This window comes from Haloarcula sp. Atlit-7R (genome assembly GCF_003666065.1).
Taxonomy (GTDB): domain Archaea; phylum Halobacteriota; class Halobacteria; order Halobacteriales; family Haloarculaceae; genus Haloarcula; species Haloarcula taiwanensis.
Genome location: NZ_QXIK01000007.1, coordinates 121,944 through 147,859, shown reverse-complemented (window position 1 = coordinate 147,859; position 25,916 = coordinate 121,944). Strand labels below are relative to the sequence as shown.

Genomic DNA, 25,916 nt, shown 5'->3' with positions numbered 1-25,916 from the left:
ACCAAAACTAACTGGACGGCTGATTGAATTTTTATTTGTCCTATGTACACTTATATCACTGTTCTCTACTGATATGTGGTTGTCTATCGGAACTACGTATTTGGATACTGTTGACTCTCGTCTGAAACTGTACGTTCTAAATATCAATCGTCCGAACACTTATGTGTAATCTATCCGATACTGTAGCCGTAATGCCAGAAACGAAGTTCGAGGTAGATGTCGACAGTGCGCCAGATGAACAGCCGGGCGCGAATCCGTTCAATCGGTGGCACCCGGATATCCCGGCGGTCGTCGAAGCGGACCCCGGCGAGAGCATGCGACTCGAGGCCCTAGACTGGACCGGCGGACAGATAACGGACAATGACGACGCCAACGAGGTCCGTGACGTGGACCTCTCGCAGGTCCACTATCTCGCGGGTCCCGTCCACGTAAACGGTGCCGAGCCGGGCGACCTGCTGAAAGTCGAGTTCCACGACATGGGGCCGCTCAACGACCGCTCGGAGTTCGGTTTCACTGGGACGTTCTCCCAGCAGAACGGCGGCGGCTTCCTGACCGACCACTTCCCCAAGGCGGCAAAGTCCATCTGGGACATCGACGGCTACACGGTATCATCGCGCCACATCCCCGATGTCGAATACGAGGGGAAGATTCATCCCGGCCTCGCAGGCTGTGCACCCAGCGAGGAACTGCTTGAAGCGTGGAACGAACGCGAGCAGGAACTCATCGACAAACACGCCGAGGACCCCGAGTCGATCCCGAACCATCCGACCGGTGAGGAAGAGCCCGGCGTGGCGAACCCGCCAACGCCCGACGGCGCGCTCATGGGCGAGATGAACCCCGATGATGCCGAGGAGGCGGCGGAGGTCGCGGCCCGAACCGTTCCGCCCCGGGAACACGGCGGGAACCACGACATCAAGGACCTCTCCATCGGCTCGACGGTGTACTTCCCAGTCTACGTCGATGGCGCGAAGTTCGGCATCGGCGACTTCCACGCCTCGCAGGGCGACGGCGAGATATCCTTCTGTGGCGCTATCGAGATGGCCGCCTACGTCGATCTCGAATTCGACCTCGTGAAAGACGGGATGGAGAAGTTCGGCGTCGACCACCCCATCTTCGAGCCGGGCCATCGCGGACCGAACTTCGAGGACTACGTCACCTTCTGTGGCTACTCAGTCACGGAGGACGGCGAGCAGAAGTACATCGACTCCCACACCGCCTACCGGCGGGCCTGTCTTCAGGCCATCGACTACCTCAAGCAGTTCGGCTACACCGGCCAGCAGGCCCTGCACATCCTCGGCACCGTCCCCGTCGAGGGCCGCCAGAGCGGCGTCGTGGACGTGCCAAACGCCTGCTCGACGCTGGCGCTCCCGACGGGCGCGTTCGAGTTCGACGCGTCCCCAGAGGGTATCGAACACAATAGCGCTGACCGCGGTGACATCTGTGTCACTGACGACCCACTGCAATGAGGGGCCCAGACAGCTCCCGCTGTCGACACTGATGTTGGGAGAGACGACTGACGACGGTACTGACGAGCCAGACCCCGCACTGACCGCCGCAGGTAAACTCGCTGACACAATCCGAACGACACTCGGGCCCAGCGGGCTGGACAAGATGGTCGTCGGCGAAAACGGGACGGTCATCGTCACGAACGACGGGTCGAAAATCATCGAGTGGATAGATATCACGCATCCCGTCGGTCGGCTGGTCGAACAGGCCGCGACTGCACAGGACAGTGCTGTCGGGGACGGGACGACGACAACAGTTGTGCTGGTCGGCGCACTGCTTGAGGAGGCTGCAGCGCTTCGTTCCGACGGACTTCATCCAACGACAATCATCGACGGCTACGTCAGGGCTGCCGAGACCGCTCTTGACCATCTTGAGCAATACGAACGTAGCGTGTACAGTCGGCACGATGACCGACTGGCACAGATTGCGAAGACCGCCGTCACGGGACGATGGGACGACACTTCGACCGAGCGGTTCGGCGAACTGGCCCTCAGTGCGTTGCAGGCGGTCGAGTTCGACACATCGCGGCTCACGCTCAAGTCCTACCCCGGCGGCGAACTCCGTGAGTCCGTCTGTCTCGACGGGGTGGTGGTCGACCTAGAGACATCATCGACATCTCTCGAAGCCCTCAGTCACCCGAGCATCCAAACGCACGACGAGCCGACTATCGGGATGGTCGACGCCGAAATTGGCATCGAGGAACCGAACCACATCGAGTCAGTGGAGCTGCAAGACACGACACAGCGGAGCGCCTTTCAGGCTCACGAACAGGACCGGAGGACAGAACTCATAGCGCAGGTGGTGCAGTCAGGTGCGACCGTCCTGTTCTGTCAGAAATCCATCGACGAAGCGGTCAGGACCGCGCTCGTCCAGCGAGGCGTGCTCCCCGTCGAGCGAACTCGACGAGACGAGTTTGATGTCATTGCCCGAGCGACAGGGAGCACGCCAGTGATGGCCGTCGACGAGCTTACTGCGGACACCACTGGCACTGTTGCGTCGGTCACGGAGCGTACGGTCGGGACCTCCCAGACGCTCACGCTACAGGGCTGTCCCGAAGAACAACGCGCAACACTACTGCTCCGTGGCGGTACGCCACACGTTGCAGACGAGGTCCGCTGCATCGCGGCAGACTGTATCGATGTCACCCGCGTCACACTCGACGATGGCGCGTTCGTGCCGGGTGGAGGTGCAGTGCCGACCGCGCTGGCAATGGACCTCGCCGCTCTGTCCAGTGGTATACCGGACCGAACACAGCTCGTCTTCGAAGGGTTCGGAACCGCACTGGAAGCCATCCCACGGACGCTGGCCACAAACGCGGGCACGGACCCACTGAACACACTGACAGGCATAAAGCAACGACACGACGCCGGCGCAGAGGCGATCGGTGTCGGCTCCGATGGTTATCCCCGGGATATGATTGCAGCAGGTGTTCTGGAACCATCAACGGTATTCACGAGTGCACTGCAGCGGGCAGTCGCTGTCGTGACACAGACCCTCCGGGTCGACGACATTGTGCGGACTACCGAAGACGGGCGCAGCACCACTAATGAACACGACCACACCCACGCAGCGAGAGGTGGCTATCCGTGGGCAGTGGGGCACTGAGAGCATGACAGGAGTACAGGCACACAACTAGCCAGCCGATTGGAGGCTGAAGCAGGGTAATTTATCCGTCTTTATCCGCTGAGGCGCGTTCACGCTGGACGATGAACACCGGCCCGAGAAACCGGTTGGCGACCTGCTTGGCTGGCATCCCGAACACAAACGTCGTCAGGGATGGGTCGGTTTCCCCCATCACGACCGTGTCAAACGAATTGGCCACGTCTACAATTGCGTCAAGGGGGTCCCGACCGCGGTCGATTCGCGTCTCGATAGTCGACGGCTCCATCCCGAACTCCACCAGACGGTCCGTGATTCCACCGAGGAGCGTCCGAACATCGTCGTCCGTCGTGTCTGCAGCCGCAACGTGATACAACGTCACGTCAGCATCCATCGCTCCGAACACACTCGCGACGACGCGGGCAAGCCGGTCGACCCCCACGGCCCCGCGGACCGGGACCAGCACGTCATTGACTGGTCCCGTGGCGTTCGGAACGAGAACGGCCATGCAGTCGTGCTCGGCAATCATGCGGTCGATGGTTTTCTGGCCGTCGTGAGTGAACACCAGCCGACGTTCGACGGTGGCCCCGGCGCTCTCGAATATCTCCTCGTATTCATCGAGTCGTTCTGTGGCCCGGTCTTCGAACTGCAGCCGCGCCTGTCCGGGCGCAGTCTGCTCCGGGATGACGTGATACCCCAACAGGACGACGTGCGAATGGGCGAGCAGTTCGGGGACGCCCTCCGGGACCGATTCTCCCGCAAGAACGCGAATCGGGACGAGTATCGATTGTCGGTCCGTCATACTCAGAGATCTCCCTTTAGCGTCACGTCCCCAGCGTAATAACGGTACCAGAGGTACGAGGTGAGCATGACCACGATGCCGATGCCGATTGACGCGGGCTGCATAAAGGCGATCAGTCCGAAACTCGCGAGCGCACCTACGGCCGGAACCACCGGATAGGCCGGCACTCGATAGCTGGGCGAGTACCAATCGGGATTGCGACGGCGCAACACGATCAGCGCAACGCACATCAGCCCGTACATGATCAAATGGAGGAACGAAGCGACTTCCGCGAGGAGTTCGACCCGGCCAGTCCCGACAAGGACCAGTATCGGTCCGCCAGCAGCGAGCAACGCGACGTGTGGTGTGCCGTACCTGAGGTTGACCTTGCTCGCCTTTCTGGGGAGCAATGCATCGCGGCTCAGCGCGTAGACTGCCCGCGAAGCACTGAGAATCGACGCGTTCGCGCTGGAAAACGTCGCCAGCAGTCCGGCACCCAGTATCGCGACCGCCCCGGGCAACCCGAGGAAGTCACGGGCGACTTCGACCATCGCTGTCTCCCCGAACTCCCCCAGACGTTCCGCGCCGAACGAGCTGGTCGCAACGAAAATCGTGACAACGTAAAACACAGTGACGATCAGGACTGAGCCCACCATCGCCAGTGGGAGATTCCGACCCGGCTGTTTGATTTCGCCCGCGACAGTGGCGACCTGAGCGAACCCCAGATACGACGTGAACACGAGCGCAGCGGTCGTCAACACCGGGAAGTACCCTCTGGAGAAGAACTGCTCCGGAACGGTGCCGCCACCGAACACGCCCACGGCGTCAAGGACACCGTAGGAGAGAAACACTGTAAGCACCGCGAGGAGGACCCCCACTACCATGTTCTGGAGCTTTGCCGTATTTTCCGTGCCACCGATACTCAGTGCCGTCAGTACAGCCCCAAACAGCAGCCCGATACCGATGACCGGGTCAGCCGGGAGCGCAATATTGAGTTCAGCGAACACGGCGCTCGCGTAGTGACCAAGTCCGACCAGATAGAACGCCGAGGCGAACATCAGCCCGAGCCACAGTCCGAGACCCACTATCGCGCCATACGCCGTCCCCATACTCCGTGAGATGAAGTAGTACCCGCCACCGCTCCGTGGCATCGCGGTGGCGAGTTCGGAGGTCGGAAGCGCCACGAGCAGCGCGATCAGCCCACCGATTGCGAATGAGAGCGTCGCTGCCAGTCCAGCGTTGGCGGCCGCTAGCCCTGGAAAAACGAAGATACCGGCCCCGATCATCGTCCCGATCCCGATTGCCAGCCCGCCGATAAGCCCGATAGTCCGTTCGAGTTCCACATCGTCGTCGTGGAGGATTGCGTCGTCGGTGACGGCTTCTGGCTCTGCGGCGGGTGCCTCACCGGCGACGTTCTCGCCCCCTGGGCCGACATCAACAGGCTGTTCAGGCATGTGACAGAATATTCCCACCGATCTGATAAAACCGCCGGCAGGATGCATGGCCGACTCGCAGGCGATAGCGTCACGAAAAATCCGTTTCCACAGGACTCCGTACGCAAGGAAGCCTGTAGTAATAATTGAAACGATTTACACACTGATCGCACTGCCATCGTGCGATCAGATGTGTGTTGATTTTCAATGGCTACTATAGCCAGTGTCCGAGAGCGGCTGCTGGCACAGTGAACTCCATCTTTCCGCGAATTTCCCCTCATACTTTTGATGTTTCCCGCCATACATCGACAGGTGGTAGCAATTCAGCCGGAGCTAGACGGGCGTACTGCTCTCGTGACAGGGTCTGCAAAGCGGGTCGGTCGTGAGACGCTCCTTGAGTTAGCGGCCGCCGGTGCCGATGTCGCCGTGCACTACCGGACGAGCGAAGAGGCAGCGGCGGAGACAGCAGCCACCGCACGGAATCACGGCGTCGAGGCAACCACGGTAGAAGGCGACGTAACGGAGCCCGACGCCGTTGATTCGCTGTTCTCGGACTGTGAGTCGGAACTAGGTGATGTCGATATCTTGGTCAACGCAGTAGGTCCGCTCCCACAGGGGCGGTGGGACGAGCTGTCCCTCGATGAGTGGCGAACCGCCGTTGCGGGGTGTCTATTCTCGACGTATCTGTGTTCGCAGCGAGCGCTCCCATCAATGCGCGCAGCCGGCTGGGGACGGATTATCAACTTCGGCGTGGCAGATGCCCGTGATGACAGGGCAGTCCCGATGAACTTCCCGTACTTCGCAGCAAAGAAGGCAGTCCTGCAGTTCACGCGAACAGTGGCATATGATACGCAGGACGACGGGATTACGGTCAACGCCGTGTCGCCATTCGCGGTCGAGAACACTGTCGTGGATGTCTCGGAGTTCCCGCGTGGGCGGGCGGCCACGTTTGAGGATGTCGCGGCACCGATTCTGTTCTTCTGTAGTGATGCGGCTGCGTACATTTCCGGCCAGAACGTGGCCGTCGACGGTGGTCGACTACAGGAAGCGTGACCGGGTAGACACCAATCGGTGTCCCCTCATAGCATATATTGGTGCGGCGAGAGTCCGGCAATCGCTACAGTCCCGACCGGTCGTCGCAGGAGTTCCGAAATCAAGCGCTGTCAGCGGCTTCTGGCTCATCGCTATCTTGCCGGGCGAGCACGATGCCGGCGATGAAACACACAGCACCCAGCCCGTACAAGCCATAGCTCAGTGGTGCCGAAACGAGGAACCCGGCGACTATCAGTACTCCGAACGCGGCATGCAGAATCGCAGTCTGATTCACAGCCAGTGTAGCGGGTTCAGAAGCAAAAATGGCGCGATCCGGGACTCGCTAACCGGGTGTAATGGATGAGCGTTCGGTTCGGGGTATGAGACGGTAACGGGCCATACCAGTTATCACCGACACACCCGATTCAGGCGGGGCGGAGTCGCACGATAGGTGCGTCCGGTGCGTCAATTGCCGCGAGAATGTATCCGGTATCTGGCTCGACTGCGACATCGCGGATTCGCCACCCTCGGTCGGCAAGGAGCGGCGTCGCTTCCTCGACCGTTCGCCCAGTAACAGTGAACCGGGCGAGGTACTGCGACGCCAGCCCACTGACGAGCAGGTCGCCGGTCCACTCGGAGAAGGCATCGCCGGTGTAGAAAGTCGTGCCGCTGGGCGGGAACCCACCTGACCCACACTCCCACGAATACACCGGGGCAATAACATCGTCACGCTCCGCGTGGCTCACGCCGATTGGCTCGCCGCTGCCGTAGGTACAGCCCTCGTCGGCGACCGGCCAGCCGTAGTTGCCGCCCCGTTCGACGATGTTGATTTCGTCGCCGTCCTGTTCGCCGAACTCGGCCTGCCAGATAGCGCCGGTGTCGGGATGCACGGTCATTCCCTGTGCGTTGCGGTGGCCGTAGCTGAATATCGAATCGACTGCCTCCGGGTCGGCAGTGAACGGGTTCGCATTGGGAATCCCGCCCGAAGGCGTCAGGCGAAGCGTCGTCCCGAGTTCGTTCGTCCGGTCCTGTGCGACGTGGTCGGGCCCGAAGTCCTTGAACTGTCTGTCGCCGACAGTCAGGTACACCAGTCCGTCAGGGCCGAACACGACGCGGGACCCGAAATGGCCGTCAGAGTCGACAAACGGCTCTGCGACGTGCAGTTGTTCGAATCCCTCGAACTGGCCAGCAGCAACATTCAGGCGACCACGGCCCAGATGCGTGGCCGACTGACCGCTGTCGTTGGCTTTCGAATATGTCAAATACACCCACGACGGGTTCGGAAAGTCGGGATGGAGCGCCGTATCCAGCATCCCGCCCTGTCCGCGTGCATACACCGACGGTGCGTTATTGACCGGTGTGACTGTTCCGTCAGCCGGGTCGACCAGCACCACGCGACCAACGCGCTCTGTGACCAACAGCCGTGAGCCGTCAGGCAGCGGCGTGACGCTCCATGGCGATTCGAGTCCGTCGGCGACGGTCTCGACAGCCACACCAGTCGCCTCCATGTCTCTCTGTCCGGAGTCCGTCGTTGTCGCGCCGTCACCTTGCTGGTCGTTACTGGCGGCACTACAGCCAGTCACTGTTCCCGCGACCGTAAGCCCGCTCGCAGCAAGGAATGTCCGTCTGTCCATCGTGGTCACGACTACGGTCTCAGTACTGTTAACTGCGGTCCTGATTGGCCCACGGGGAAAATGACTCGCTCAACAGCCAGTACTCACGGTACGCCTCTGGCTATCCTGGGCCTGTCACGGCGAAGTGTCTTTTACCCGCCCGCGGCTACGTGTCACTGATGGACCGCCACGATGCGCCGGCGAGAGACAGAGAGCGTCTCCCGGCGGAACCGCTCTCGCCGCTTGCGACGCGGGTCGACAAGCTGCTTGCACTGTATCGATACGAACTCACCCCCGCTATCGATGCAATCAATGCTGCCGTTGCCGGCTACGGTGGCATGTTCGACCCGGAAACATCCGCTGCCGAGATACGGACTGTAGTCGACGACCTCCTCGAATCCGACCCACCTTCGACACAGCGGGAGGCGGCCAGTGCCGCCGTGTCACAGGTCGTCCTCTATGTGGACGGCAGCGCGCACAGTAACGGGCCGGCGGGTGCCGGTGCCGTGATTCAGGCGGACGAGACGCCGATTGCCCGGCTCGGCCGACCGGTCGGTTCCCGGACGAACAACAACGTCGCCGAATACGCCGCACTCCACCTCGGACTGCAGGCGCTGGCTACGCGGTGTAACCCCGATTCCGTCGAGATACGCATCGATTCGATGACCGTCATCAACCATATCTGGGGCAACAGCGAAAGCACAGTGAAAGCGACTCCGTACAGCACCGCAATCACTGACCACCTGTCGGCACTGCCTGCCCACGAGTGGACGCATCTGGCTGACAGTGATCCGAATCCGGCTGATGCACAGGCGACAGTCGGGGCCGACATCGCGGCCCTCGGCCCCGGATGAGAGAGGTGCCAGCGAGCTTGTCGTTGCGTCACTCAGGGCGTGACTCGACAGCGGTAAATTGCCGCGCCGGTCGCCGCCGTTCTGCTGTTTTTATTGCTTGAGCACGTACGCTGTGGTAATGTATACTGACGGGCAGTACGATTACGATGTGGCCGTGGTCGGCGGTGGCCCGGCCGGGCTGACGAGCGCGCTATACACCACCCGACTGGGGATGGACACAATTGTTATCAACCGCGGTGGGGGCCGCGCTGCAATGATGACCGACACGCACAACGTCATTGGCGTCACCGAGGACGTTTCGGGCAACGAGTTCCTGGAGACGGCCCGCGAGCAGGTCCAGGACTACGGCGGCACCTACCAGCGGGGCTTTGTCGAGTCGGTAGACGCACTCGCTGAGGAGGACGGTTTCACCGTGACGACGAGCGACGACGAACTGGTGGTCAAGCGCGTCGTGCTGGCGACCGGGTTCGCCGACGAGCGGCCGGACCCGCCGCTGCCACGGACCGGGAAGGGACTGCACTGGTGTCTCCACTGTGACGCGTTCATGTTCGTCGGCGAACCGGTGTTCGTCATGGGCACCGGCGAGTCCGCGGCTCACGTCGCGATGATTATGCTGAACTACACCGACGACGTGGACATCCTGACTCGTGGCGAGGAACCCGAGTGGAGCGACGAGACGCAGACGATGCTCGACAATCATCCGGTCGAGATCGTTGAGACGGAGCTGTCCGGGAAGCAAACTGACGACAACGGCTGGCTATCGGCCTACGAATTCGAAGACGGAAGCGTTCGAGAGTACAAGGGTGGCTTCCCGATGCTGGGGTCGGACTACCACGCGGAGCTGGCCGATGAACTGGGGCTCGAGAGAAACGATGACGGGACGGTCGCTGTCGACGACCACGGCGCGACCAGTGTTTCCGGGGTCTACGCCGTCGGCGACCTGACGCCGGGCCACAACCAGATCCCGGTCGCAATGGGCGAGGGGGCGGATGCGGGGATCGCTATCCACAAAGACCTCAGGAAGTACCCGCGTTCAGTCGACGACATCGAGTCCGAGGGCGCAGTCGAAGAGACAGAGGTGCCTGCTGTCTCCGAGGAACTGTTCGCGACGGCGCTGGCCCACGAGGGCCACGCCGCCGGGCCACGCTCGGAGAAACCGCCGGGGGCCCGCGCTGACGACGACTGACGCTCCGGAGAACACCGCAATCAAATACGGCGAGGCAACGGAGTATCAGGTCCGGACCCTATTCGTCGTCGGTTTCGTGCTGTCGATAGGATTCAAGCAAGTCGTCGAGGAGCAAGCAGCGAGGGTCAGTAACGGGGTAGGCAGTGTCGATGTACTCCTCTGCCGTCTCGATGTCGCCGCGAATCGCGAACTGGCGGACGCGCGCTGCGTTCTCGTAGAAGTTCTCGTTGATCTCCGGCGACATCTCGGCCCGACTGGAAACCGGCTGGTGCTGGAAGACCTCTTTCTGGAGTTCGTCGAAATCAACCATCTCGGGTTCGTAGTCCTCGATCTCCGAAAGGACGTACTCGACGGCGAAGCGCTGAAACTCGGACTTGTTCGAGAAGACACCCTCTTCGACCATCTCCTCGACGCAGTCCATCACCGCTTCGGGGAACCGGACCGTTGACTTGACCACGTATTACTCATCAGACTGTCGACCCATATAAAATATACCCCCGCGGGGGTCTGGGACACTGTCTGTTGATTATTTATTCGTCGCCTATTTGACGATAAAACCCCGTCGAACAGTATGAGTAGCGGTGACGGTTGCTGACGCGGGAAGAACTGAACCACGTGCTCACTGGTACGCAACCAGTCCCGCCGGGTGGCGTGGACGCACCCGGTTCTGGACGGCGGGCCGATGCCACGGACGCGTCGATACGGCTCACCAGTACGACAGTAAGAATCCCGATTACAGAACATACTTTTGCCGTGGCTACCTTCTAAAGCCTGACAATGGGTCGGCCAAACGTGTTACTCGTCGTTCTCGACTGCGTACGCGCGGCGAACACCTCGCTGTTGGGTCATCGACGCAGGACCACGCCCTTCCTCGAAGAGTTCGCTCGTGAGGCGACGGTGTACACGCAGGCACGGACGACCGCGAGCTGGTCGCTGCCGGCCCATACGAGCCTGTTCACCGGTGTTCCGTCCGAGGGCCACAAACTCCGGATAACCGAACGGCTGGAACCCGGCCAGACCATCTTTGATTTCCTCCACGACGAAGGCTACGAGACCGGTGTCTTCACCGAGAACCCGTATCTTACGGTTCATCCGTCCGGACTCAGCGACAGCTTCGAGACCGTCGTTACAGAGCGCCCTGATTCGACAGACGTTGACGACCCGTCCGAAACCCGCAACGGTGTCGACGGGTTCTGGTACGCTGACAGGCTGACGGAGTGGACTGAGGAACAACCGGAGCCCTGGGCTGCGTGTCTGAATCTGATGGATGCGCACATGCCGTACGCGACGCGTGACGCCTACGATACGTGGGGCACAGAGTTTTACTGGGCAGTGCACGACGAACTCCCTATCAAGTGGGAGTGGAGCGTCTACGGGGAGCAACTCCCGGCGGCGGTCGGACAACTACTTGAACCGCTGTACGACGGGGCGATCCGGCAGACCGACGCCATTCTGGAGCAGGTCGTCGGTGATCTAGAGGCGCGTGGCGTTCTGGACGATACGCTCGTCGTCATCACGTCGGACCACGGCGATGGGTTCGGAGAACCGCCACAGGCAGCAACTGAGCCACCGGCCGTTATGCACGGCATGGGCACACAGGAGGAACTGTTTCACGTCCCACTGGTCGTCAGCGGACCGGGGCAGACAGAGGGGCGTCGAATCGAGTCTCTGGCGACGCTGGCGCGGTTTCCCGACGCCGTGCTGGCTGCCTTCGACGGCGAAGCGGACGACTCCGGCTTGTTCGTCGCACCCAACGGGCAGACGACTGCATATCAGGCACCACCGACCGGGCAGACAGCGGAGTACGCAGAACAGTACACTGACGAACCGGACCGCTTCCGACAGTCTGCGTCGCTCGTGTATCAAGACGGCCCCGGCGACACCGTCTACAAGCGCGCAGCGTGGGGGGATGACGAGTACGAAGCAGTCGTGCGTGGTCGGCGGTCCGAGCCCAGCGACGGGACCCCTATCGACAGCCCGCCGGCCGACGTTGTCGCTGACTCCGCAGACCACAGTGAGACACTCGACATCACCGAACTCGCTGCCGGGGAAGACGAAATGGCCGAATACGACGTCGATGGCTTTGACGACATAGACGTCAAGTCACGGTTGGAGCGACTCGGCTATCTGTGACTGGGTGCAAACGGGACCGGGCCGAACAACAGCACCAGCGCTCGCGATACTGCGACTGTAGTTCGGACGTCTGGATAGAATCGAAAGGGATGTTTGTGACAACTTGATTTGTACGAACGATGTATAGCGATATTCTCGTTCCAACGGATGGAAGTGCGTCAATGAAACAGGTACTGGAACACACAGTAGATATTGCCGACGGACGGGATGTTACCGTCCACGCGCTGTATGTCATCGACGACCGGGCGTTCCTGTCGATGGCCGACGAGATGCAGGACGAAGTGCTGGAGAACATGCGAGCGGAGGGCGAGGCGGCCACATCGGCCGTCCGAGAGACGCTGGAACAGGACGGAATCGAAGTCTCGACAGCGATTCAGCGGGGCAAACCAGCGGACCGCATTGTGTCGTATGTTGCGGACGCCGACATTGACCTGATCACGATGGGAACGCAGGCAGACGAATACGAAAAGAATATGCTCGGGAGCACCGCACAGAAGGTCGTCACAAAGTCGTCCGTGCCAGTCCTGACCGTTGACGTCTCCGAGTCAGAGTAAGCGCACGTTTCGTCGGTGACCACAGACGGTGGTAGTTGGTGCAGACGGAAACTGGAAAGTTGGGTCAACTCTGGTTACTGTGCCTGAGCAGCGTCAGTTCTGACGCTGAACGACCCGACCAGCGTTTCGAGCTGTTGGGCCTGCTCAGACAGCGACTCCATCCGGTCGCTCACTTCGGTGATAGCGGCAGTTTGTTCTTCGACCGTCGCGGACACGGATTCCGTTTCATCCGCAGACTCGACACTGATTTCCGCCACCTCATCAATCATCGACACAACACCCTCACTGGTCGCCGCCTGGCTATCAGTCGTGTCACTGATTTCTTGGACACCGGTATCAGTTTCCGCCGCGTTCTCAGCAACCCGCTCGAACGCGGTAACGGACCGCTCGACGGCTTCGATCTCTTTTTCGACCAGCTCACTCGCCCGTTCGACCTGACCGACAACAGTGCCGGTCTGGTCCTGGATGTTTTCGATTCGGGTTCGAATATCGCCTGCAGATTCCTGTGTCTCGTCGGCCAGTGTCTTGACCTCATCAGCCACAACAGCGAAGCCGTCGCCTGCATCTCCTGTGCCGGAGTTCCCCGCGCGGGCCGCTTCGATGTTCGCGTTCAGCGCCAGCATGTTCGTCTGTTCCGCAATGTCGGAGATGAAGTCCACTATCGTCGCAATCTCCGTCATCTGGTCGTCGAGTTCGGTCACTGTTTTCACCGTTTCATCGATCGAGGCCTTGACGTCTTGGGCATCAGTTAACGTGTCTTCGGCGAGCGACTGCCCATCAGTCGCGATTGTTGCGGTCTCGGTAGAGGTCTGCGCGACTTCATCAGCCGATGCGGCAATCTCTTCGACCGCCGCTGAAAAGTTCGAGACCTCGGCGCTCGCCTCTTCGACCATTCCCCGCTGTTCATCAGCGCCGGCAGCTATCTGTTGGATAGAACCGCTTACACCATCGCTCGCCGTTGCGACCTCCTGCAGTGCTGAATCAGACTCCGTGACCTGCCTATCGACGGCAGCTGCGAACGACTGAATCTCGCCGAGCGTCGCTTCGAGTTCGTCCGCCATGCCGTTGAACGCGATGCCGATTTCAGCCATCGACTCGTTCATACTGTCTGCATCGACGCGCGTTGTGAAGTCGCCGTCTGCTACTTCTTCCATCGCATCCTTGTACGTCTGGGCCTTCAGTTCGAGATGGCTGTTGAGCGCAGCGACCTCTTCACGCTCCTGCTCAGCTTCGTCTCTGAGGCGTTGCGCTTCCTCGCGCTGCTGTTCGATTTCGGCCCGCTCTTCTTCGAGGTTATCGATCTTGTTGGCCCGTTTGCGGGCGCGCTCAATCTCCGTCTGTGCCTTCTGTCGAGACTTCTCGATGGAACTCAGATGAATCGTCAGCGCGAGAGCCAGCATTGCGGCGAACCCACCGTGGACAGCGCCCCAGGCGATGGGGTTCAGTTGCGCTGCCGTGTGGTTGTAGACCGACGTAGGGTCGATGATGCCGAAGATGATGTGACTCGCGACGACGTACGCGATGCCAATGCCGAACGGAATCCAGTCTTCATAGACCGCGGCGATCCCGATTGCGATGAAGAAGTGGAAGTGCGCCTCAATGTACCCGCCGCTGAAGTGCACGAGCGTACCGGTACAGAACGCGAGGGCTGTGACCGCGAGCACGGTTCGCACTCGGCGGCTGAGTTGTGGAAGAGCGGCAGCGAAAGCAAATCCAGCGATAATTCCGATCTGAAGCAACACCCGTCCGGTCGGCACAGCGGGGATGGTTGCGCCGATGATCGGACTCTGCGTCGTCTCGACAAGTCCCAGCGCCAGCAGGAACGGAATGTGCGCAAGAACTGTGAGAACGAAATACTTGTGGCGGCGCTGCCACGTCTCGTCGGGAATTGAACTCCCATCCGGGATGGTCGAGAGAAAACCACCATCGCCGCCGGCGGTGCCCTGCTCCCCGATGTTCCCAATGCTTGTCAAGTTACCATTAGCCATGCCCTCAGAAAACGCTCAGAAATCATAGTACTATGTATGAGATTATCAAATTTGATGGTCTCACCCCGGATAGCGTACAGACACTCACTATTGTTGGTTATTATATGTGAATCATGAGAGACTACCTGTTGATCATTTGCTAACCAATCCGTAACGGAAAAGTTCCGTGCATTCGTCGTTGTAATCGTTATGTCCACGACGTTGGCCGTTGAAGGAATGAGTTGCGGTCACTGTGAGCAGGCCGTCGAAGAGGCTATCGAAGCGCTCGCTGGAGTGGAAGGCGCTGACGCCGACAGCGACGCCGGACAGGTGTCTGTCGACGGCGATATCAGCACAGAGCAACTCATCGCCGCTGTGGAGGACGCGGGGTACGACGCAAAGGTCTGAGGCAGTGCCGTCGCAAACGCTCTGGCAACTGTTATCAATACAGCTTGGTTGCTACTGCTGCGTCGCAAATCCCCATCACGCAGTCAGGCGGTGTGAAAAACGGCCGGCTCAGTCGAACAGTCCTTCTTCCCGAAACCCGGTCATCAGGTCATCGATGAGAGCCTCCGCCGTCTCGTAGGGATACTCTTGATACTCGGCGTACTCTGCGCCGAAGTCCATCACCCCGACGCGTACGTCACCGGCCTCGAATGTCGTACTCGGGCCGTCCGGCAGGGCCGGCACCAGTTCCATCGGTTCTTCGACGGGATAGTCTGCGTTCGTGAAGACCGCCTCTAATTCAGCTCTGAGTTGCTCGGCAGTATCTGCTGTCATGCCAGAGACTTGGATGAGAGAGAGACAAAAGACTTGTTCTGTGCCAACAGGTGTGCAGTGTCGTTACTCAGTATAACCGAGATCCCGGAGGTTTTGCAGGACCTCTTCATCTTCAATCGCAGTGTCGATAGCTTCATCCATGATATCCTGCCGCTGTTGAACGACTTGCAGAAGTTGTCGCGCACTTCTGAGTTTGTATCGGATGTCGGGGTCGTCCACGTCATCCAGCGTGCCCTCCAGTAGTTCGTCTATCGTAGCGAGTGTCGTTTCCGCCATGGAAGCGCTATTGGGAACGATTTACTAAGCTTTGCTGGATTTCCCACCGCATAAGCTGTCGAATACATAGAAAATCGCTTTCGCTCAGACCACTGGCCTGAGGACGGGTGAACCGTTATAGTTATTCAGGTCGAAATTACCAGTCTATAAAAATATCATATTAACATTTTTCATGCAGCTACCGGAACGAGCAGTTGATGCCCTCCACATCGCGGCGGACATTTCTCCGAGTGGTCGCCACCGGAACGGTCGCCGGCGTCGCTGGCTGTTCGTCGACGTGCCCCGACGACGGCGTGCCAGAGCCATCGCATACCGTGGAACCGGGTATCGACAACCCCGGCTTCGAGACGCTGCCCGACGGGTCGTGGCCCTTACCGCGGTTCGATGCAGCAAACACGGGCTATGCACCAGTCCAGCTTGAAACAACGACACCGGCAGTAAGATGGCACGCAAATGTTTCTGCAGCCACTACTGGCGGTGACGACACGAGTGCAAGCGCGGTCGTCGTCGCCGACGGAACTGTCGTGCTGGCGACTTCGACCGACATCGTCGCGCTGTCGCTCCGTGACGGATCGGAACAGTGGCGGCGTGCGCTCACACCGGCGACAGTTCCGTCAGCGGTCGACTTTGGAGACGGCGCAGCGCCGCCAGTGATGGCCAACGACTGTGTCTTTCTTGCGACGGCGGACGGTGTCACGGCGCTCGACGTTTCGGACGGCGCTGTTGTGTGGCGAAACACTGACACAGCGGGAGCAGGCGTTCCGACAGTGACTGATGATGGACTGTTCGTTCCCACGACTGCTGGGGTAGCGAGATTTGCTATCGACGACGGGCACCGGCAGTGGACGGCAAACGTCGATGGAACGAGGCTGGCCGTGGCCGACGGCACCGTCGTTACCGCCGGTGAGCAGATAGTGGCGGTAGACGCAGCAACCGGTGCGGTCCAGTGGCGACACGAAGATCGACCTGCTGGATATCCTGTTGTGTCCGATGGGACGGTCTATGTGAGCGATACGTACGGTGACCTGCTCGGCCGTTCGCTCACGGATGGAACAGAGCAGTGGCGGCTCGACGACAGGCGGTCACTTGAGTTCCCGGTCGTGACGCCAGAGAGCGTGTATGCAATTGAGCGTCCCGGTGAGTCCTCCAGTGCGACGTTCGCCTTCGACCGCGTCGATGACGGCGCACCGACGCCCCGGTGGTGCTCGGAAATCAACCTTGGTGGCGCAGTGACTGCCGCGGCTGCTGATGCTGTGTTTACGTTCCAGCGCGAGAATGGTCTCACCGCGTTCACCACGCGCTTTGGTGAGGCAGTGTGGCAGTATCCTGTCGAGTACCGGGCTGTCTCACTGGCAGTACTCGACGGCGGAGTCGTGGGCGTCTCTCCGGATGGAACTGTCGTGGCTCTTGGGGGTGAGTGACCTGCTATGTCGCGTCGCGTATATCGAATCGCTGGTTCGCTCCTCGGTCTGAGTGCAGTCTGTCTGCTCATCACCGCAGTCCCGCTTGAACTCTGGCCGACTCCGCGGCCGGGAGACTCGTATGTGTTCAATCCACCGACGTTCAGCGCAATCTGGGTGCAGCGAACGCTCAGACCCGGACTCATCATAAGCGCGAACGCGCTGGTGTTCGTCGGTCTGGGCGCATTGTTCAGGCGTGACAGGAGCTCAATGTCACGCCTGCAAGGCGCGTTCGCACTCGCGGCGCTCTTCGGGACCGGGGCCTGTTTGCTCGGGACGCTGTTGTCCACCACAGCCGGCACAAACGACATCGGGAGTGAACTCACCGCCTTCCTCATTTGGGCGCTTGCAATCCCGCTCATAATCATAGGCCTCAGCGGCTGGGGGGCTGGCTACCTCCGGGCGGAAAGCTCTCGGCTCGGTGCCGCACTCACTGGCCCACCAGTACTCGCCGCCGCAGTCCTCGGTCTGTCGGTGGCGGGCGTTGGCTTCTCAGCCACTGGCAGGCTGCTGTTGGTCGTACCGACGAGCGGGATGGCGCTTGTCGTCGGCCATGACCTGTGGACCGACAACAACGCTTCAGCGGATAGCTAACGGCCTCTTCACAGGCCACTCAGACGACTTATCCGAATAGGCTGGCCCGACCGGGAAATAGCTGCTCTGAACGCTCGGGTTGTCGGTCAAACACCGCTACAACTGGGGCGGCATCAGAGAGATGTGGCAGTATGTATTCGCCCCCAGCGTGTTCGATAGTAACCGTCTCTGTGCCGAACAGCGAATCGAGAGGCGTCTTCTCCACGCGGAGGCGCTGTTCGTCCCACGATTCGATGCGCCAGAGTGCCGTGCCAAACAGATGGTCGTATGCCATGAGCGTACCGTTGTCAGCGTCGATTCGGTATTCGATGGCCCCGTATCGCAATAGCTGATCGAGACATAACAGGAGAACCGGGATGCTAACGCTTGTGACAACAATCACGGCAACGATGTCCCACGCACCCCCAATTGCAAACAGGACCGCAACGAGGAGTCCTATGGCGCAGAGAAACACGCTTCCCGGGTGATGTGGGAACCGGAGGGGGCCGCCGATGACCCGTCCCCAGCGAACTGGGCGAAGGCGTTCAGATGCCTCAGCGAGCGTCTCGTCGATAGATCGTGCTTTCGATGGGGCCGTTTGCCAGCCGTAGTCCTGATCGTACGACTTGAAATAGACGGCGAGACGGTCGCTGTAGACACCCAAGAGGTCAGATGTGAATTTGAAACAGACGACCATGAGTACCATCGGCAGTCCGACGACAGTCGGGTCAAGACTGCCGAGTTCTGCTTCAGGCCCCTCTGTGGCCGCTGTTATGAGCATCAGAGTGAGTATGCCCCCGAAAAAGACAGTTACCATTCGCGGTAACAGGCCACGAAAGGCCGTCGTCGAGTTGTGTTTCCGGTACGCGCCGTTGTAGAAGTAGTTCCGTACCGTTGTCACACCCGTCAGAACGAAAATACCGACCGTTGCCAGCAGTACACCAGATACCGTCTCTGTGCTGGGCTCCGGCAGTGGACCGATGAGCAGGGCCCCAGTAAATACCCAGACTCCTGCCAGGACGAGAACGGTCACTGGAAGCGCGAGTACCGTCGTGAGATAGACCCGCAGATCGGTTCGCGGGATAGAGAGGGCGAACTGTCGTTCCGCCAGTGGCCCGATAAGTAGGGTGCCAGTCTCGATAGTCGGCGGGCGGCCAGCGAACACTGCCCGAACGAGTGCCCAGACCGAGTCGACGCCAAGCTCAAACCAGTACAGAAACAGCAGTGCAGCTGCACTCCAGTCAAGGAACGCAACACCAACAATCGGGAGCGAATTCGAGGCGATGGTGCCGAGTAGCTCTGTCCGACGGCTATCCTCTGTCCGGAGAACCCGTCTGGTGGAGGGCATTATGCCGTGCTGATAGCTACTGACGTTTGAACGAACTGATTACACAGCCACCCTCGCCAGCAACGATCGGGAGTCAGTGCACGACATCAACTTATGTCGGGGCAGGTCTTGGCACCAACGGCTGACACGTCGCTGTCCGAACTGACCGCTGACACTACGCACCCCCTCCCAATCCAACGATATATGGGGCAAGGACCCATAGAATAGACATGGCCCGTTTTAGCTCCGTACTCATCTACGACGGCGAGTGTCCGTACTGTTCGGTGGCCGCGAAAGCCCTCGAACAGGTCGACGATATCGGCGCGATCTCGTGGTACGACGAGTCAGCCCAGTCGTTTCTGACGGCCCAGTTTGACGAGCCGCCGTTTGCGATGGTACTGGTCGACCGGCCGACCAGACGGGTGTACGCGGGGCGGGCAGCCGCCGAAGAGCTCGCCGGTCGCGCCGGACTTCCCGATCTCGTCGGCTCGCTCGTCAGAGAGAACTATGAGAGAATCGCGCACGTCGTTGGGCTGGCGAGTGGGCGCGGGAGAGAACCGGATGATGTCCACGAGCGGTACCGGCTGACAGACGGTGCCAGGGACTGGTTCGACACACTTGCGGAAGACGCCGTTGACCGGGACATCCGCGCCGACGCGTGAGATAGTCGCGACCAGACACCAGGGGCTACTGTGTCTTACTCACGTGGCGTTCTCGCAGCGGTCGTAAGCCGCCAGCGGCGAACTCCCCTGTGTGTGTTGAACCCCACCAGGCCTTTCAGAGCCAGTTGCTGGAGGTGTGTCGTGACGTACGGTTTCGGGGCCGAAAGGCGGGCAGAGATGTGTGCTGTCGGGACCGCAGTCGCGTCACAGTCTTTGAGGACCGCCAGAACGTCATCGTTTGTCAGTGGGTCAATGGCCATGTCACCCATTCGGACTGCCGGGTAACAAACTCTCGCAATCGGGTAGCAGATGGCAGCGGTCGGTGTTGGTTGTTATTTGTTATGCTGGTGGTCCGTGCTCCTGATTTCCCCGTGTTCGGCACTCAAAACCCAATTCCGAGTTCCTGAGAATCCTCTCCAGCATTAATTCAGCCTCAATAACACATTCTGGCCATGGCGTCAGAGTTCCAACCCCTACTGGGCGGAGAGGTGAAAGATTCGGTCATCGATGAGGTGCTAGCCGAGAGCGGAGTTGGTGTGCTGTCGATGGCTGCCGAGGGAGTGCCATACGGCGTACCGCTATCCTTCGGGTACGACGGTGAGGACACCCTTTACTTCGTGTTTCTGGGCGCAACCACCGAACTCCGAAAAGAGACGTATGCGGAGCAGACTGATGTGGCGAGCTTTACCACCTTCGACATCGGTCCAGCCGGTGCATGGCGGAGTGTAATCGTCGCTGGACCGCTCAACCGCATCGAAATCGCCGAGTGGGACACCGCACGTGAGTCACTCGCTGCTAACGCGTATCAGTCAAATCTGCTCTCAGAGTACGAACTGCAGGAAAATCCCAATGTGTGGGCATTAGAAATCCGAGAACGGTCAGGCCGCGCTGTCGGACAGCAGTGACTGGGTCTCACTCGGCCCTGTATTGACTGGACAGGCAAGAGATAGCGTGGAAATGGATAAGTTGTACGTATACAAATACGCAGATATGTGCCATAGTCGGTAAATTATATCGCCAGCTCTATAGGTACTAGAGTATCTCTGTCGTTTTTACCCCAAATATTAAAATAATCGATGGCAATACGTCATGACATGAAGAAGCGATTGCGGAAAGCACTGAACACGCTCTCAGTCCCACGGGAGAACCCGAGCGCGGGCTTCGATGCGTGTACAGAGTGTGGTCGGTCCTCGCTACCCGGCGCAAGCCGCTGTACGGACTGCGTAGAAAGCTAAGACGCGACGGGGTGCCGCCGACCGGGACCCGCCCAGTTGAATTGGTGTGTCATCGTGTACTGATTCAGTCGGACTGTGTCGATAGTCACCATAGAGCAGCGTTTCAGGGGCTGGGCCACCGTATTATAGTCGCCACAGCTCTGAAAGGTTCAATCGAGCCGATTTTGGGAGCCAGCACGGCCCTCTCTTATCGCGTGTCTGGCGAGCAGGCCAGCGGTTGTGAACCAGAGCGCGACTTCGAGGAAAAATGATGGACTCCAGAGGTAGTACACGAAGAACGACCCCGGTGGGAGCGCCAGTGGGTCCGTGGGAGTGACACCAGGCCAAAACAGAAAGACCGCGTCGCCGGGGCGGCCGTTGAGAACGACGTGGACAGTATCGAGGAGGAGATGTAGCGCCCAGCCAACTGCCGCCGACAGTCCGGTCCGGCCTGAGAAAGCCAGCGGGAGCGCCACGACCACGAGCAGTACAGAGTGGCCGATAGAGTGATACAGCGGCGTGACACCGACCGATGCTAGCGGCTTGTCTACCACGTCCGGAAGTGCGGTCCCGACCACAAGCCACAGCGGCGACAACCGCGACAGTCGTCCCAGAAGCGCGGCCGCGAGCAGGTGTGTCGGGAAGAGCATACGAAGAGGTAGGGACAGAGACGTATCAACGCTGCCGGTCGAACCACTCACGGGGAAGTCGACCGCTAGCGACGAGGAAGTCACGGAGGAACACCATCAGCGACGGTGCAATGACGACCGGCGTGAGCCTGAAGACCAGTCCCGTCGGCGCAGTAGGGACGAGCGAGGCGGTAATAAACACCATTTGGACGCCGGCGAGATACTTCCCGAGATCGCTGTCAGGCCGCTCAAAGACGGGTCGGTTGCGGTATCGCCGCCAGCGAATCCCGCCGACGTAGACGTAGCGAGCAGCCGACAGTGAGAGATACAGAGCGGGGAGCTGACCCCAGAGAACTGCGACAAGCGGTGCAACCACGAACCCGAACGTGTCGAAGGCCATGTCTAACCGCGTGCCCAGCTGGGTCTGTTCGCCGACGGTTCGGGCGACGGTGCCATCGAGCCTATCGAGCACAACCCCAGCGCCGTAGCAGACCGCCGGGACCCAGACGAGTTCGGTCGTCATCGGCACCACGAGAAAGCCAGCGACGACAGCATAAAGCCCACCGCGAAGTAGCGTTACCGTGTTTGCAATCCCAAAGGTGTAGCGCCAGGGGTTACCGGTAGCTGGCGTGACACTGACCGTTCGGCCGACGTACCAGAGCTGTCCGGCCCAGCAACAGCCTGCGACGACCGCCGGGTGGAACAGCCAGTGGGTCATCGCGTCTGCGGGGAACAGCACGCCGACAATCCCGGCGATAACGAACCCGCCGATCACCGAAAGTTCGACAGGGATTACGCCGTCACCGTGTTGCTCGGCCATCGACACCTCCCCGGTACCGTCTGTCTGCCGTCACAGTAGCACAGCTCATCGCAACAGCGCAACGAGGACTGCCAGCAGGACAAGCTGTGCGACCTTGTCGACCGCACCCAGTGTCCCGACATCAGCCGGGAATGATTTCGGTCCGGCGGCGAAATTGACGTAGTACCACAGCAGGATCTGGACGGCCGTGAACGGGACACCGGCGGCGTAGACGAGGCGACGGCGAATGCCCAGACCGACCAGCGCGACACCGCCCAGAAACCCAAGCCCCGCGAGGATGAAGCTGATACCCAGACCGGACGGGGCCAGCCTGATACCGAGCAGGAGGTGTACCGCCGCCGAGACCAGTGCCGCCACGATACCGAGCCAGTGTCGGCTGTCCAGCGAAGCTACGTCAAGTGAACGTCCCTGTGTTTCCGTCGCGGTCATGTTTTGGATTCGGGTTTCAGTCACATAATCATACTGCCAATTGCACCGCTCACCGCTCGAAATCCGGCTGCTGGAGTGCCTCGATGCGGGCAGACGTCTCTGTGTCGAGTCGCTTCCCAGCTGCGACGAGGTTTTCGACGATATGAGACGGTGTCGTACTGGACGGAATCGGAATGACCCCCTGTGTGACGTTCCACGCCAGCACCACACCGGCCGAGGAAAGGCCGTACTCCTCTGCGATATCCGTCAGGACAGGCTCGTCGAGCAATCCGGGAGCCGACAGCGGCGAGTGGGCCACGACTCTGATGCCGCGCTCGTGGCAGTACTCGACGATGTCTGTCCGTGGCTGGTACGGATGGCGTTCGATTTGGACGAGTGCCGGCCTGATAGTCCCAGTTTCGATAACGGTCTCCAGTTGCGTCTGTGAGACGTTACAGAGGCCGAGCGTGCGCGCCCAGCCCCGTTCGTGGAGTGCCTCCAGATTCTCCCAAGCGTGCTGGAGCGGAATCGAGTCCGTCTCGATGTCGCCCCCATCATCCTCGGGGAAGGTCAACGTTTCCTGACGCGCGACCGGTTTCTCGGCCAGGCGTTCCAGTGGTCCGCGGTGCGCCCACGCCTCGGGCCAGTGGAGCGCGTAGCAGTCGAAGGCGTCGACACCGAGCTCGTTGAGACTGCCCCGACAGGCCGTCACCATGTGCTCCCGGCGGTGGTTCGTGCGCCAGACTTTCCCGAGCAGGAACACCCGACGCCGGTCGGGTGCGCCCGGGGCGGCGAGAATGCGGCCGATACGGTGTTCATTGCCGTATAGTTCGGCGCTGTCGAGCAGTCGATAGCCAGCGTCGAGGGCCGTCGCGATGGAGTCCGCGCGCTCGACGTACGTTCCGTCACGGTAGCGGGAACAGCCAAAGCCGACGGGGGGTAGCCGAATCGCCCCCGCCCGTCCACTGCTTCGGGCGCTGTCTGGAGTGACGGTCGGCGCTGGCGGCGGGGCGGCCGACACCCCATGTCCGGACACGACTTCCGGCTCACCCGTCTCCGCAGCCGTCTCAATCGCATTACAGACCGCGACGATGTGGGCACCACGGCGACCAGTCTTCCGGGACGGAGACCCACGGTTGACACTGGCCGCAAGCGACTCCACAGGGTCGAGATAGCGGTACGGTTGCGTAGGGTGCTGGGCGGGAGCGTCGATGTATTCGCGACCAGATCGGCCGTAGCGAACGGCTTCGGGGCTGTCGGCCATTGCGCCGGTCCCACGGAGGTATACTGACCCGTCGTCGCCGTGAAGTTCGAGTCCGTAGAACTCCCGGCTCCGGTGTGGCGCGTAGAAGCTCGCGGTCAGCCGGACTGTCAATCCGCCGGCAAAGGAAAGCATCGCCTCGACATGGCTCGGGACCGATGGCCGCTTTGGCTCCCGGTCAGGCCAGCTATCGAGTGCAGTCGCGGACTGAACAGATTTGACGGGGCCGAACCACGAGACCAGCAGCGCGAGCGGGTAGACGCCGCCGTCGTACAGCGGCCCGATAGAGAGAAACGAATCGGGGCGGTCGTGCCATTCGGTCACACGGCCGACGTGGGCGTGGGCATACCCCAGCTGAACGGGCCCCATGCGACCGTCGGCGAGCAATCGTCCAGCACGACGCTGCGACAGCGCGTCAGGCGTCCCCGGGGCACAGCCCAGTGCCAAGTCCTTATCACCGGCTAGCGACAGTAGCTCCGCGGCCACCGTCTCTTCCAGCGCCAGCGGCTTCTGCGAGTAAACGTGTCGCCCTGCTTCCAGCGCCGTTCGGGTCACCGGTGCGTGGGCGGCGTGGTTCGTCAGGTTCACCACCAGCGGCGCGTCAACGCCGCTGAGCGCGGTATCGAGGTCGGTAAACGCTGGACAGCCGTGCGCGCCGGCGAGTGACGCAGCCCGGTCTCCGTCGAGGTCGCAGACCCCCGCCAGCGAGAGTGGGCTATCTGCCAGCTCGGCCGCGTACTCCGCCGCGATACTGCCCGCACCGACGAACAGACACTGCACACTCCAATGGAGGCGTCCTCGCATATATATCATACCGCCGGTGGGACTTTAGTCGCCGCCACCGAATAGCGGACGTGACAGAACCGGGGATGAGCCGGCTAGGCACGGCGTACTTGCGAACGTTGCAGGCGCTGGGCCAGCGGATTCCGTACGGAACGACCATCTATGAACGCAACTGGGACGTGCTCATCGTCCTCGACGCCTGTCGCGCGGACCTGTTGCAGACGGTTGCCTCCGATACCGAGTTGTTCAACGCTGTTTCGACGGTCCGCTCTGTCGGGAGTTCGTCCTCGGAGTGGCTCGAAAACACGTTCCCCGGGCATCCAGAGACAGCTCACACCGTCATGGTCACCGGCAATACGTGGACCGACAGGTACCTCGATGCCGACGCCTTCGCCGTACTGGACGAGGTCTGGAAGTACGCGTGGGACGAGGATCTGAACACCGTCCCGGCTGAAGCCGTAACCGACCGGGCAATCGCACTGGCCCGGCGGCTGAACCCCGAGCGGCTGGTCGTCCACTACATGCAACCACACCACCCGTTTGTCCCCGACCCGCTTGACAGCGACGGCGGTCTGGCCCGCACTGGCCACCACAGCAACACGGCAAATCCGTGGGTTGCGCTCCGCCGTGGCGATATTTCGCCGGGCCGCGTCTGGGACGCATACGAGGCGAACCTCCGATACGTCCTCCGCGAAGTAGAAGCACTGGCCGAAAACGTCGACGGTCACCTCGCCGTCACCGCCGATCACGGTAATCTCTTCGGGGAGTGGGGGCTGTACGGCCATCCGATGTACACGCCGGTCCCTGCCTTACTGGCGGTGCCGTGGGCCGAGACCGACGGCGTCGACGGCGGGGGGCGAGAGCCCGATCTGCGTCCGCCCGAACCGCTTCCAGTGTCGCGCGTCTATGGTTCCGAGAGCGACAGCTGCCGGCTGAAGTCACTGGGGTATTTGTAGTCAATCGGAGATACTTTTTAGTCAGAGAAGGCCTGGATAGGAGACGTGTCTTCCCGGAGCCGTCGCCACGTCCGGAAGAGTTGGCATCGAAACATCGGCACCGGCCATC

At 60.9% G+C, this 25,916-nt stretch carries 27 protein-coding genes; 13 read left to right on the top strand and 14 right to left on the bottom strand.

Annotated features, from left to right (window positions below):
• Positions 1-191 precede the first annotated feature (191 nt).
• Both fmdA and D3D01_RS15185 read left to right on the top strand, forming a co-directional pair.
• Positions 192-1,466 carry a formamidase gene (gene fmdA / locus D3D01_RS15190; protein ID WP_121512746.1) on the top strand — a complete coding sequence of 425 codons (1,275 nt, stop codon included), beginning with the start codon at positions 192-194 and terminating at the stop codon, positions 1,464-1,466.
• Entirely contained in the window at positions 1,441-3,111 is a 1,671-nt protein-coding gene (locus tag D3D01_RS15185) for a TCP-1/cpn60 chaperonin family protein (RefSeq protein WP_233563400.1), read from the top strand. Before fmdA ends, D3D01_RS15185 begins: the two co-directional genes overlap by 26 nt.
• A gap of 61 nt (positions 3,112-3,172) precedes the next feature.
• Here the strand turns inward: D3D01_RS15185 and D3D01_RS15180 are convergent, their stop codons facing one another.
• Entirely contained in the window at positions 3,173-3,907 is a 735-nt protein-coding gene (locus tag D3D01_RS15180) for a universal stress protein (RefSeq protein ID WP_121512744.1), read from the bottom strand.
• Between the two features lie 2 nt (positions 3,908-3,909).
• Positions 3,910-5,340: an APC family permease gene (locus D3D01_RS15175; protein WP_101351844.1), complete on the bottom strand. Its 1,431-nt coding sequence runs from the start codon at positions 5,338-5,340 to the stop codon at positions 3,910-3,912.
• Between the two features lie 333 nt (positions 5,341-5,673).
• Between D3D01_RS15175 and D3D01_RS15170 the strand changes: the two genes are divergently transcribed.
• Positions 5,674-6,372, top strand: coding sequence for an SDR family NAD(P)-dependent oxidoreductase (locus D3D01_RS15170; RefSeq protein ID WP_121512797.1), 699 nt, complete (start codon positions 5,674-5,676; stop codon positions 6,370-6,372).
• Positions 6,373-6,472: 100 nt separating this feature from the next.
• Here D3D01_RS15170 and D3D01_RS24150 read toward each other — a convergent pair whose 3' ends face one another.
• Together D3D01_RS24150 and D3D01_RS15165 are read right to left on the bottom strand one after the other, a co-directional pair.
• On the bottom strand, positions 6,473-6,646 hold the full coding sequence (locus D3D01_RS24150; protein WP_199722341.1) for a hypothetical protein: 174 nt from the start codon (positions 6,644-6,646) through the stop codon (positions 6,473-6,475).
• Positions 6,647-6,776: 130 nt separating this feature from the next.
• Complete coding sequence (locus D3D01_RS15165) at positions 6,777-7,985, bottom strand: PQQ-dependent sugar dehydrogenase (RefSeq protein WP_121512743.1); 1,209 nt, start codon at positions 7,983-7,985, stop codon at positions 6,777-6,779.
• Between the two features lie 158 nt (positions 7,986-8,143).
• Between D3D01_RS15165 and D3D01_RS15160 the strand changes: the two genes are divergently transcribed.
• Both D3D01_RS15160 and D3D01_RS15155 read left to right on the top strand, forming a co-directional pair.
• Positions 8,144-8,818, top strand: coding sequence for a ribonuclease HI family protein (locus D3D01_RS15160; protein WP_121512742.1), 675 nt, complete (start codon positions 8,144-8,146; stop codon positions 8,816-8,818).
• Positions 8,819-8,936: 118 nt separating this feature from the next.
• Positions 8,937-10,004 carry an NAD(P)/FAD-dependent oxidoreductase gene (locus tag D3D01_RS15155; RefSeq protein WP_121512741.1) on the top strand — a complete coding sequence of 356 codons (1,068 nt, stop codon included), beginning with the start codon at positions 8,937-8,939 and terminating at the stop codon, positions 10,002-10,004.
• A 58-nt stretch (positions 10,005-10,062) separates the two neighbouring features.
• On the opposite strand, the gene D3D01_RS15150 is transcribed toward D3D01_RS15155, so the two are convergent.
• Positions 10,063-10,461 (bottom strand): transcriptional regulator, encoded by a 399-nt coding sequence (locus D3D01_RS15150; protein ID WP_101351849.1) that lies wholly within the window; start codon positions 10,459-10,461, stop codon positions 10,063-10,065.
• A 320-nt stretch (positions 10,462-10,781) separates the two neighbouring features.
• Here D3D01_RS15150 and D3D01_RS15145 point away from each other — a divergent pair, with 320 nt between their 5' ends.
• On the top strand, positions 10,782-12,137 hold the full coding sequence (locus tag D3D01_RS15145; RefSeq protein WP_121512740.1) for a sulfatase: 1,356 nt from the start codon (positions 10,782-10,784) through the stop codon (positions 12,135-12,137).
• A gap of 119 nt (positions 12,138-12,256) precedes the next feature.
• Positions 12,257-12,691, top strand: a complete 435-nt coding sequence (locus D3D01_RS15140) for a universal stress protein (protein ID WP_101351851.1) — start codon at positions 12,257-12,259, stop codon at positions 12,689-12,691.
• 74 nt (positions 12,692-12,765) lie between these two features.
• On the opposite strand, the gene D3D01_RS15135 is transcribed toward D3D01_RS15140, so the two are convergent.
• Positions 12,766-14,679, bottom strand: a complete 1,914-nt coding sequence (locus D3D01_RS15135) for a methyl-accepting chemotaxis protein (protein WP_101351852.1) — start codon at positions 14,677-14,679, stop codon at positions 12,766-12,768.
• Between the two features lie 189 nt (positions 14,680-14,868).
• Here D3D01_RS15135 and D3D01_RS15130 point away from each other — a divergent pair, with 189 nt between their 5' ends.
• Complete coding sequence (locus D3D01_RS15130; RefSeq protein ID WP_121512739.1) at positions 14,869-15,066, top strand: heavy-metal-associated domain-containing protein; 198 nt, start codon at positions 14,869-14,871, stop codon at positions 15,064-15,066.
• 108 nt (positions 15,067-15,174) lie between these two features.
• On the opposite strand, the gene D3D01_RS15125 is transcribed toward D3D01_RS15130, so the two are convergent.
• Positions 15,175-15,438, bottom strand: a complete 264-nt coding sequence (locus D3D01_RS15125; RefSeq protein ID WP_101351854.1) for an MTH865 family protein — start codon at positions 15,436-15,438, stop codon at positions 15,175-15,177.
• Positions 15,439-15,501: 63 nt separating this feature from the next.
• Complete coding sequence (locus tag D3D01_RS15120; protein WP_121512738.1) at positions 15,502-15,714, bottom strand: hypothetical protein; 213 nt, start codon at positions 15,712-15,714, stop codon at positions 15,502-15,504.
• 230 nt (positions 15,715-15,944) lie between these two features.
• Between D3D01_RS15120 and D3D01_RS15115 the strand changes: the two genes are divergently transcribed.
• Both D3D01_RS15115 and D3D01_RS24565 read left to right on the top strand, forming a co-directional pair.
• Positions 15,945-17,135: a PQQ-binding-like beta-propeller repeat protein gene (locus D3D01_RS15115; protein ID WP_121512796.1), complete on the top strand. Its 1,191-nt coding sequence runs from the start codon at positions 15,945-15,947 to the stop codon at positions 17,133-17,135.
• A 6-nt stretch (positions 17,136-17,141) separates the two neighbouring features.
• Positions 17,142-17,768: a hypothetical protein gene (locus D3D01_RS24565; RefSeq protein WP_233563398.1), complete on the top strand. Its 627-nt coding sequence runs from the start codon at positions 17,142-17,144 to the stop codon at positions 17,766-17,768.
• Positions 17,769-17,796: 28 nt separating this feature from the next.
• Here the strand turns inward: D3D01_RS24565 and D3D01_RS15105 are convergent, their stop codons facing one another.
• On the bottom strand, positions 17,797-19,095 hold the full coding sequence (locus D3D01_RS15105; protein ID WP_121512737.1) for a DUF6498-containing protein: 1,299 nt from the start codon (positions 19,093-19,095) through the stop codon (positions 17,797-17,799).
• Between the two features lie 209 nt (positions 19,096-19,304).
• Between D3D01_RS15105 and D3D01_RS15100 the strand changes: the two genes are divergently transcribed.
• The gene (locus D3D01_RS15100; protein WP_101351857.1) at positions 19,305-19,736 is read left to right on the top strand and encodes a DCC1-like thiol-disulfide oxidoreductase family protein; all 432 of its coding nucleotides are present in this window, start codon (positions 19,305-19,307) and stop codon (positions 19,734-19,736) included.
• A 35-nt stretch (positions 19,737-19,771) separates the two neighbouring features.
• On the opposite strand, the gene D3D01_RS15095 is transcribed toward D3D01_RS15100, so the two are convergent.
• The gene (locus D3D01_RS15095; RefSeq protein WP_101351939.1) at positions 19,772-19,996 is read right to left on the bottom strand and encodes a hypothetical protein; all 225 of its coding nucleotides are present in this window, start codon (positions 19,994-19,996) and stop codon (positions 19,772-19,774) included.
• Positions 19,997-20,188: 192 nt separating this feature from the next.
• Between D3D01_RS15095 and D3D01_RS15090 the strand changes: the two genes are divergently transcribed.
• The gene (locus D3D01_RS15090) at positions 20,189-20,641 is read left to right on the top strand and encodes a pyridoxamine 5'-phosphate oxidase family protein (RefSeq protein ID WP_121512736.1); all 453 of its coding nucleotides are present in this window, start codon (positions 20,189-20,191) and stop codon (positions 20,639-20,641) included.
• 479 nt (positions 20,642-21,120) lie between these two features.
• On the opposite strand, the gene D3D01_RS15085 is transcribed toward D3D01_RS15090, so the two are convergent.
• Genes D3D01_RS15085 through D3D01_RS15070 form a run of 4 tightly spaced genes read right to left on the bottom strand, consistent with a single transcriptional unit; the run spans position 21,121 to position 24,848 of the window.
• Complete coding sequence (locus tag D3D01_RS15085; protein ID WP_101351859.1) at positions 21,121-21,600, bottom strand: metal-dependent hydrolase; 480 nt, start codon at positions 21,598-21,600, stop codon at positions 21,121-21,123.
• Between the two features lie 25 nt (positions 21,601-21,625).
• Positions 21,626-22,399, bottom strand: a complete 774-nt coding sequence (locus D3D01_RS15080) for a CDP-alcohol phosphatidyltransferase family protein (RefSeq protein WP_121512735.1) — start codon at positions 22,397-22,399, stop codon at positions 21,626-21,628.
• A gap of 45 nt (positions 22,400-22,444) precedes the next feature.
• A complete protein-coding gene (locus D3D01_RS15075) occupies positions 22,445-22,828 on the bottom strand; it encodes a hypothetical protein (protein ID WP_121512734.1) in 384 nt (127 codons plus the stop codon).
• 49 nt (positions 22,829-22,877) lie between these two features.
• Complete coding sequence (locus D3D01_RS15070; protein ID WP_121512733.1) at positions 22,878-24,848, bottom strand: aldo/keto reductase; 1,971 nt, start codon at positions 24,846-24,848, stop codon at positions 22,878-22,880.
• Between the two features lie 89 nt (positions 24,849-24,937).
• On the opposite strand from D3D01_RS15070, the gene D3D01_RS15065 reads away from it, so the two are divergent.
• Positions 24,938-25,807 (top strand): hypothetical protein, encoded by an 870-nt coding sequence (locus D3D01_RS15065; RefSeq protein ID WP_121512794.1) that lies wholly within the window; start codon positions 24,938-24,940, stop codon positions 25,805-25,807.
• The last annotated feature ends 109 nt before the right edge of the window (positions 25,808-25,916 follow it).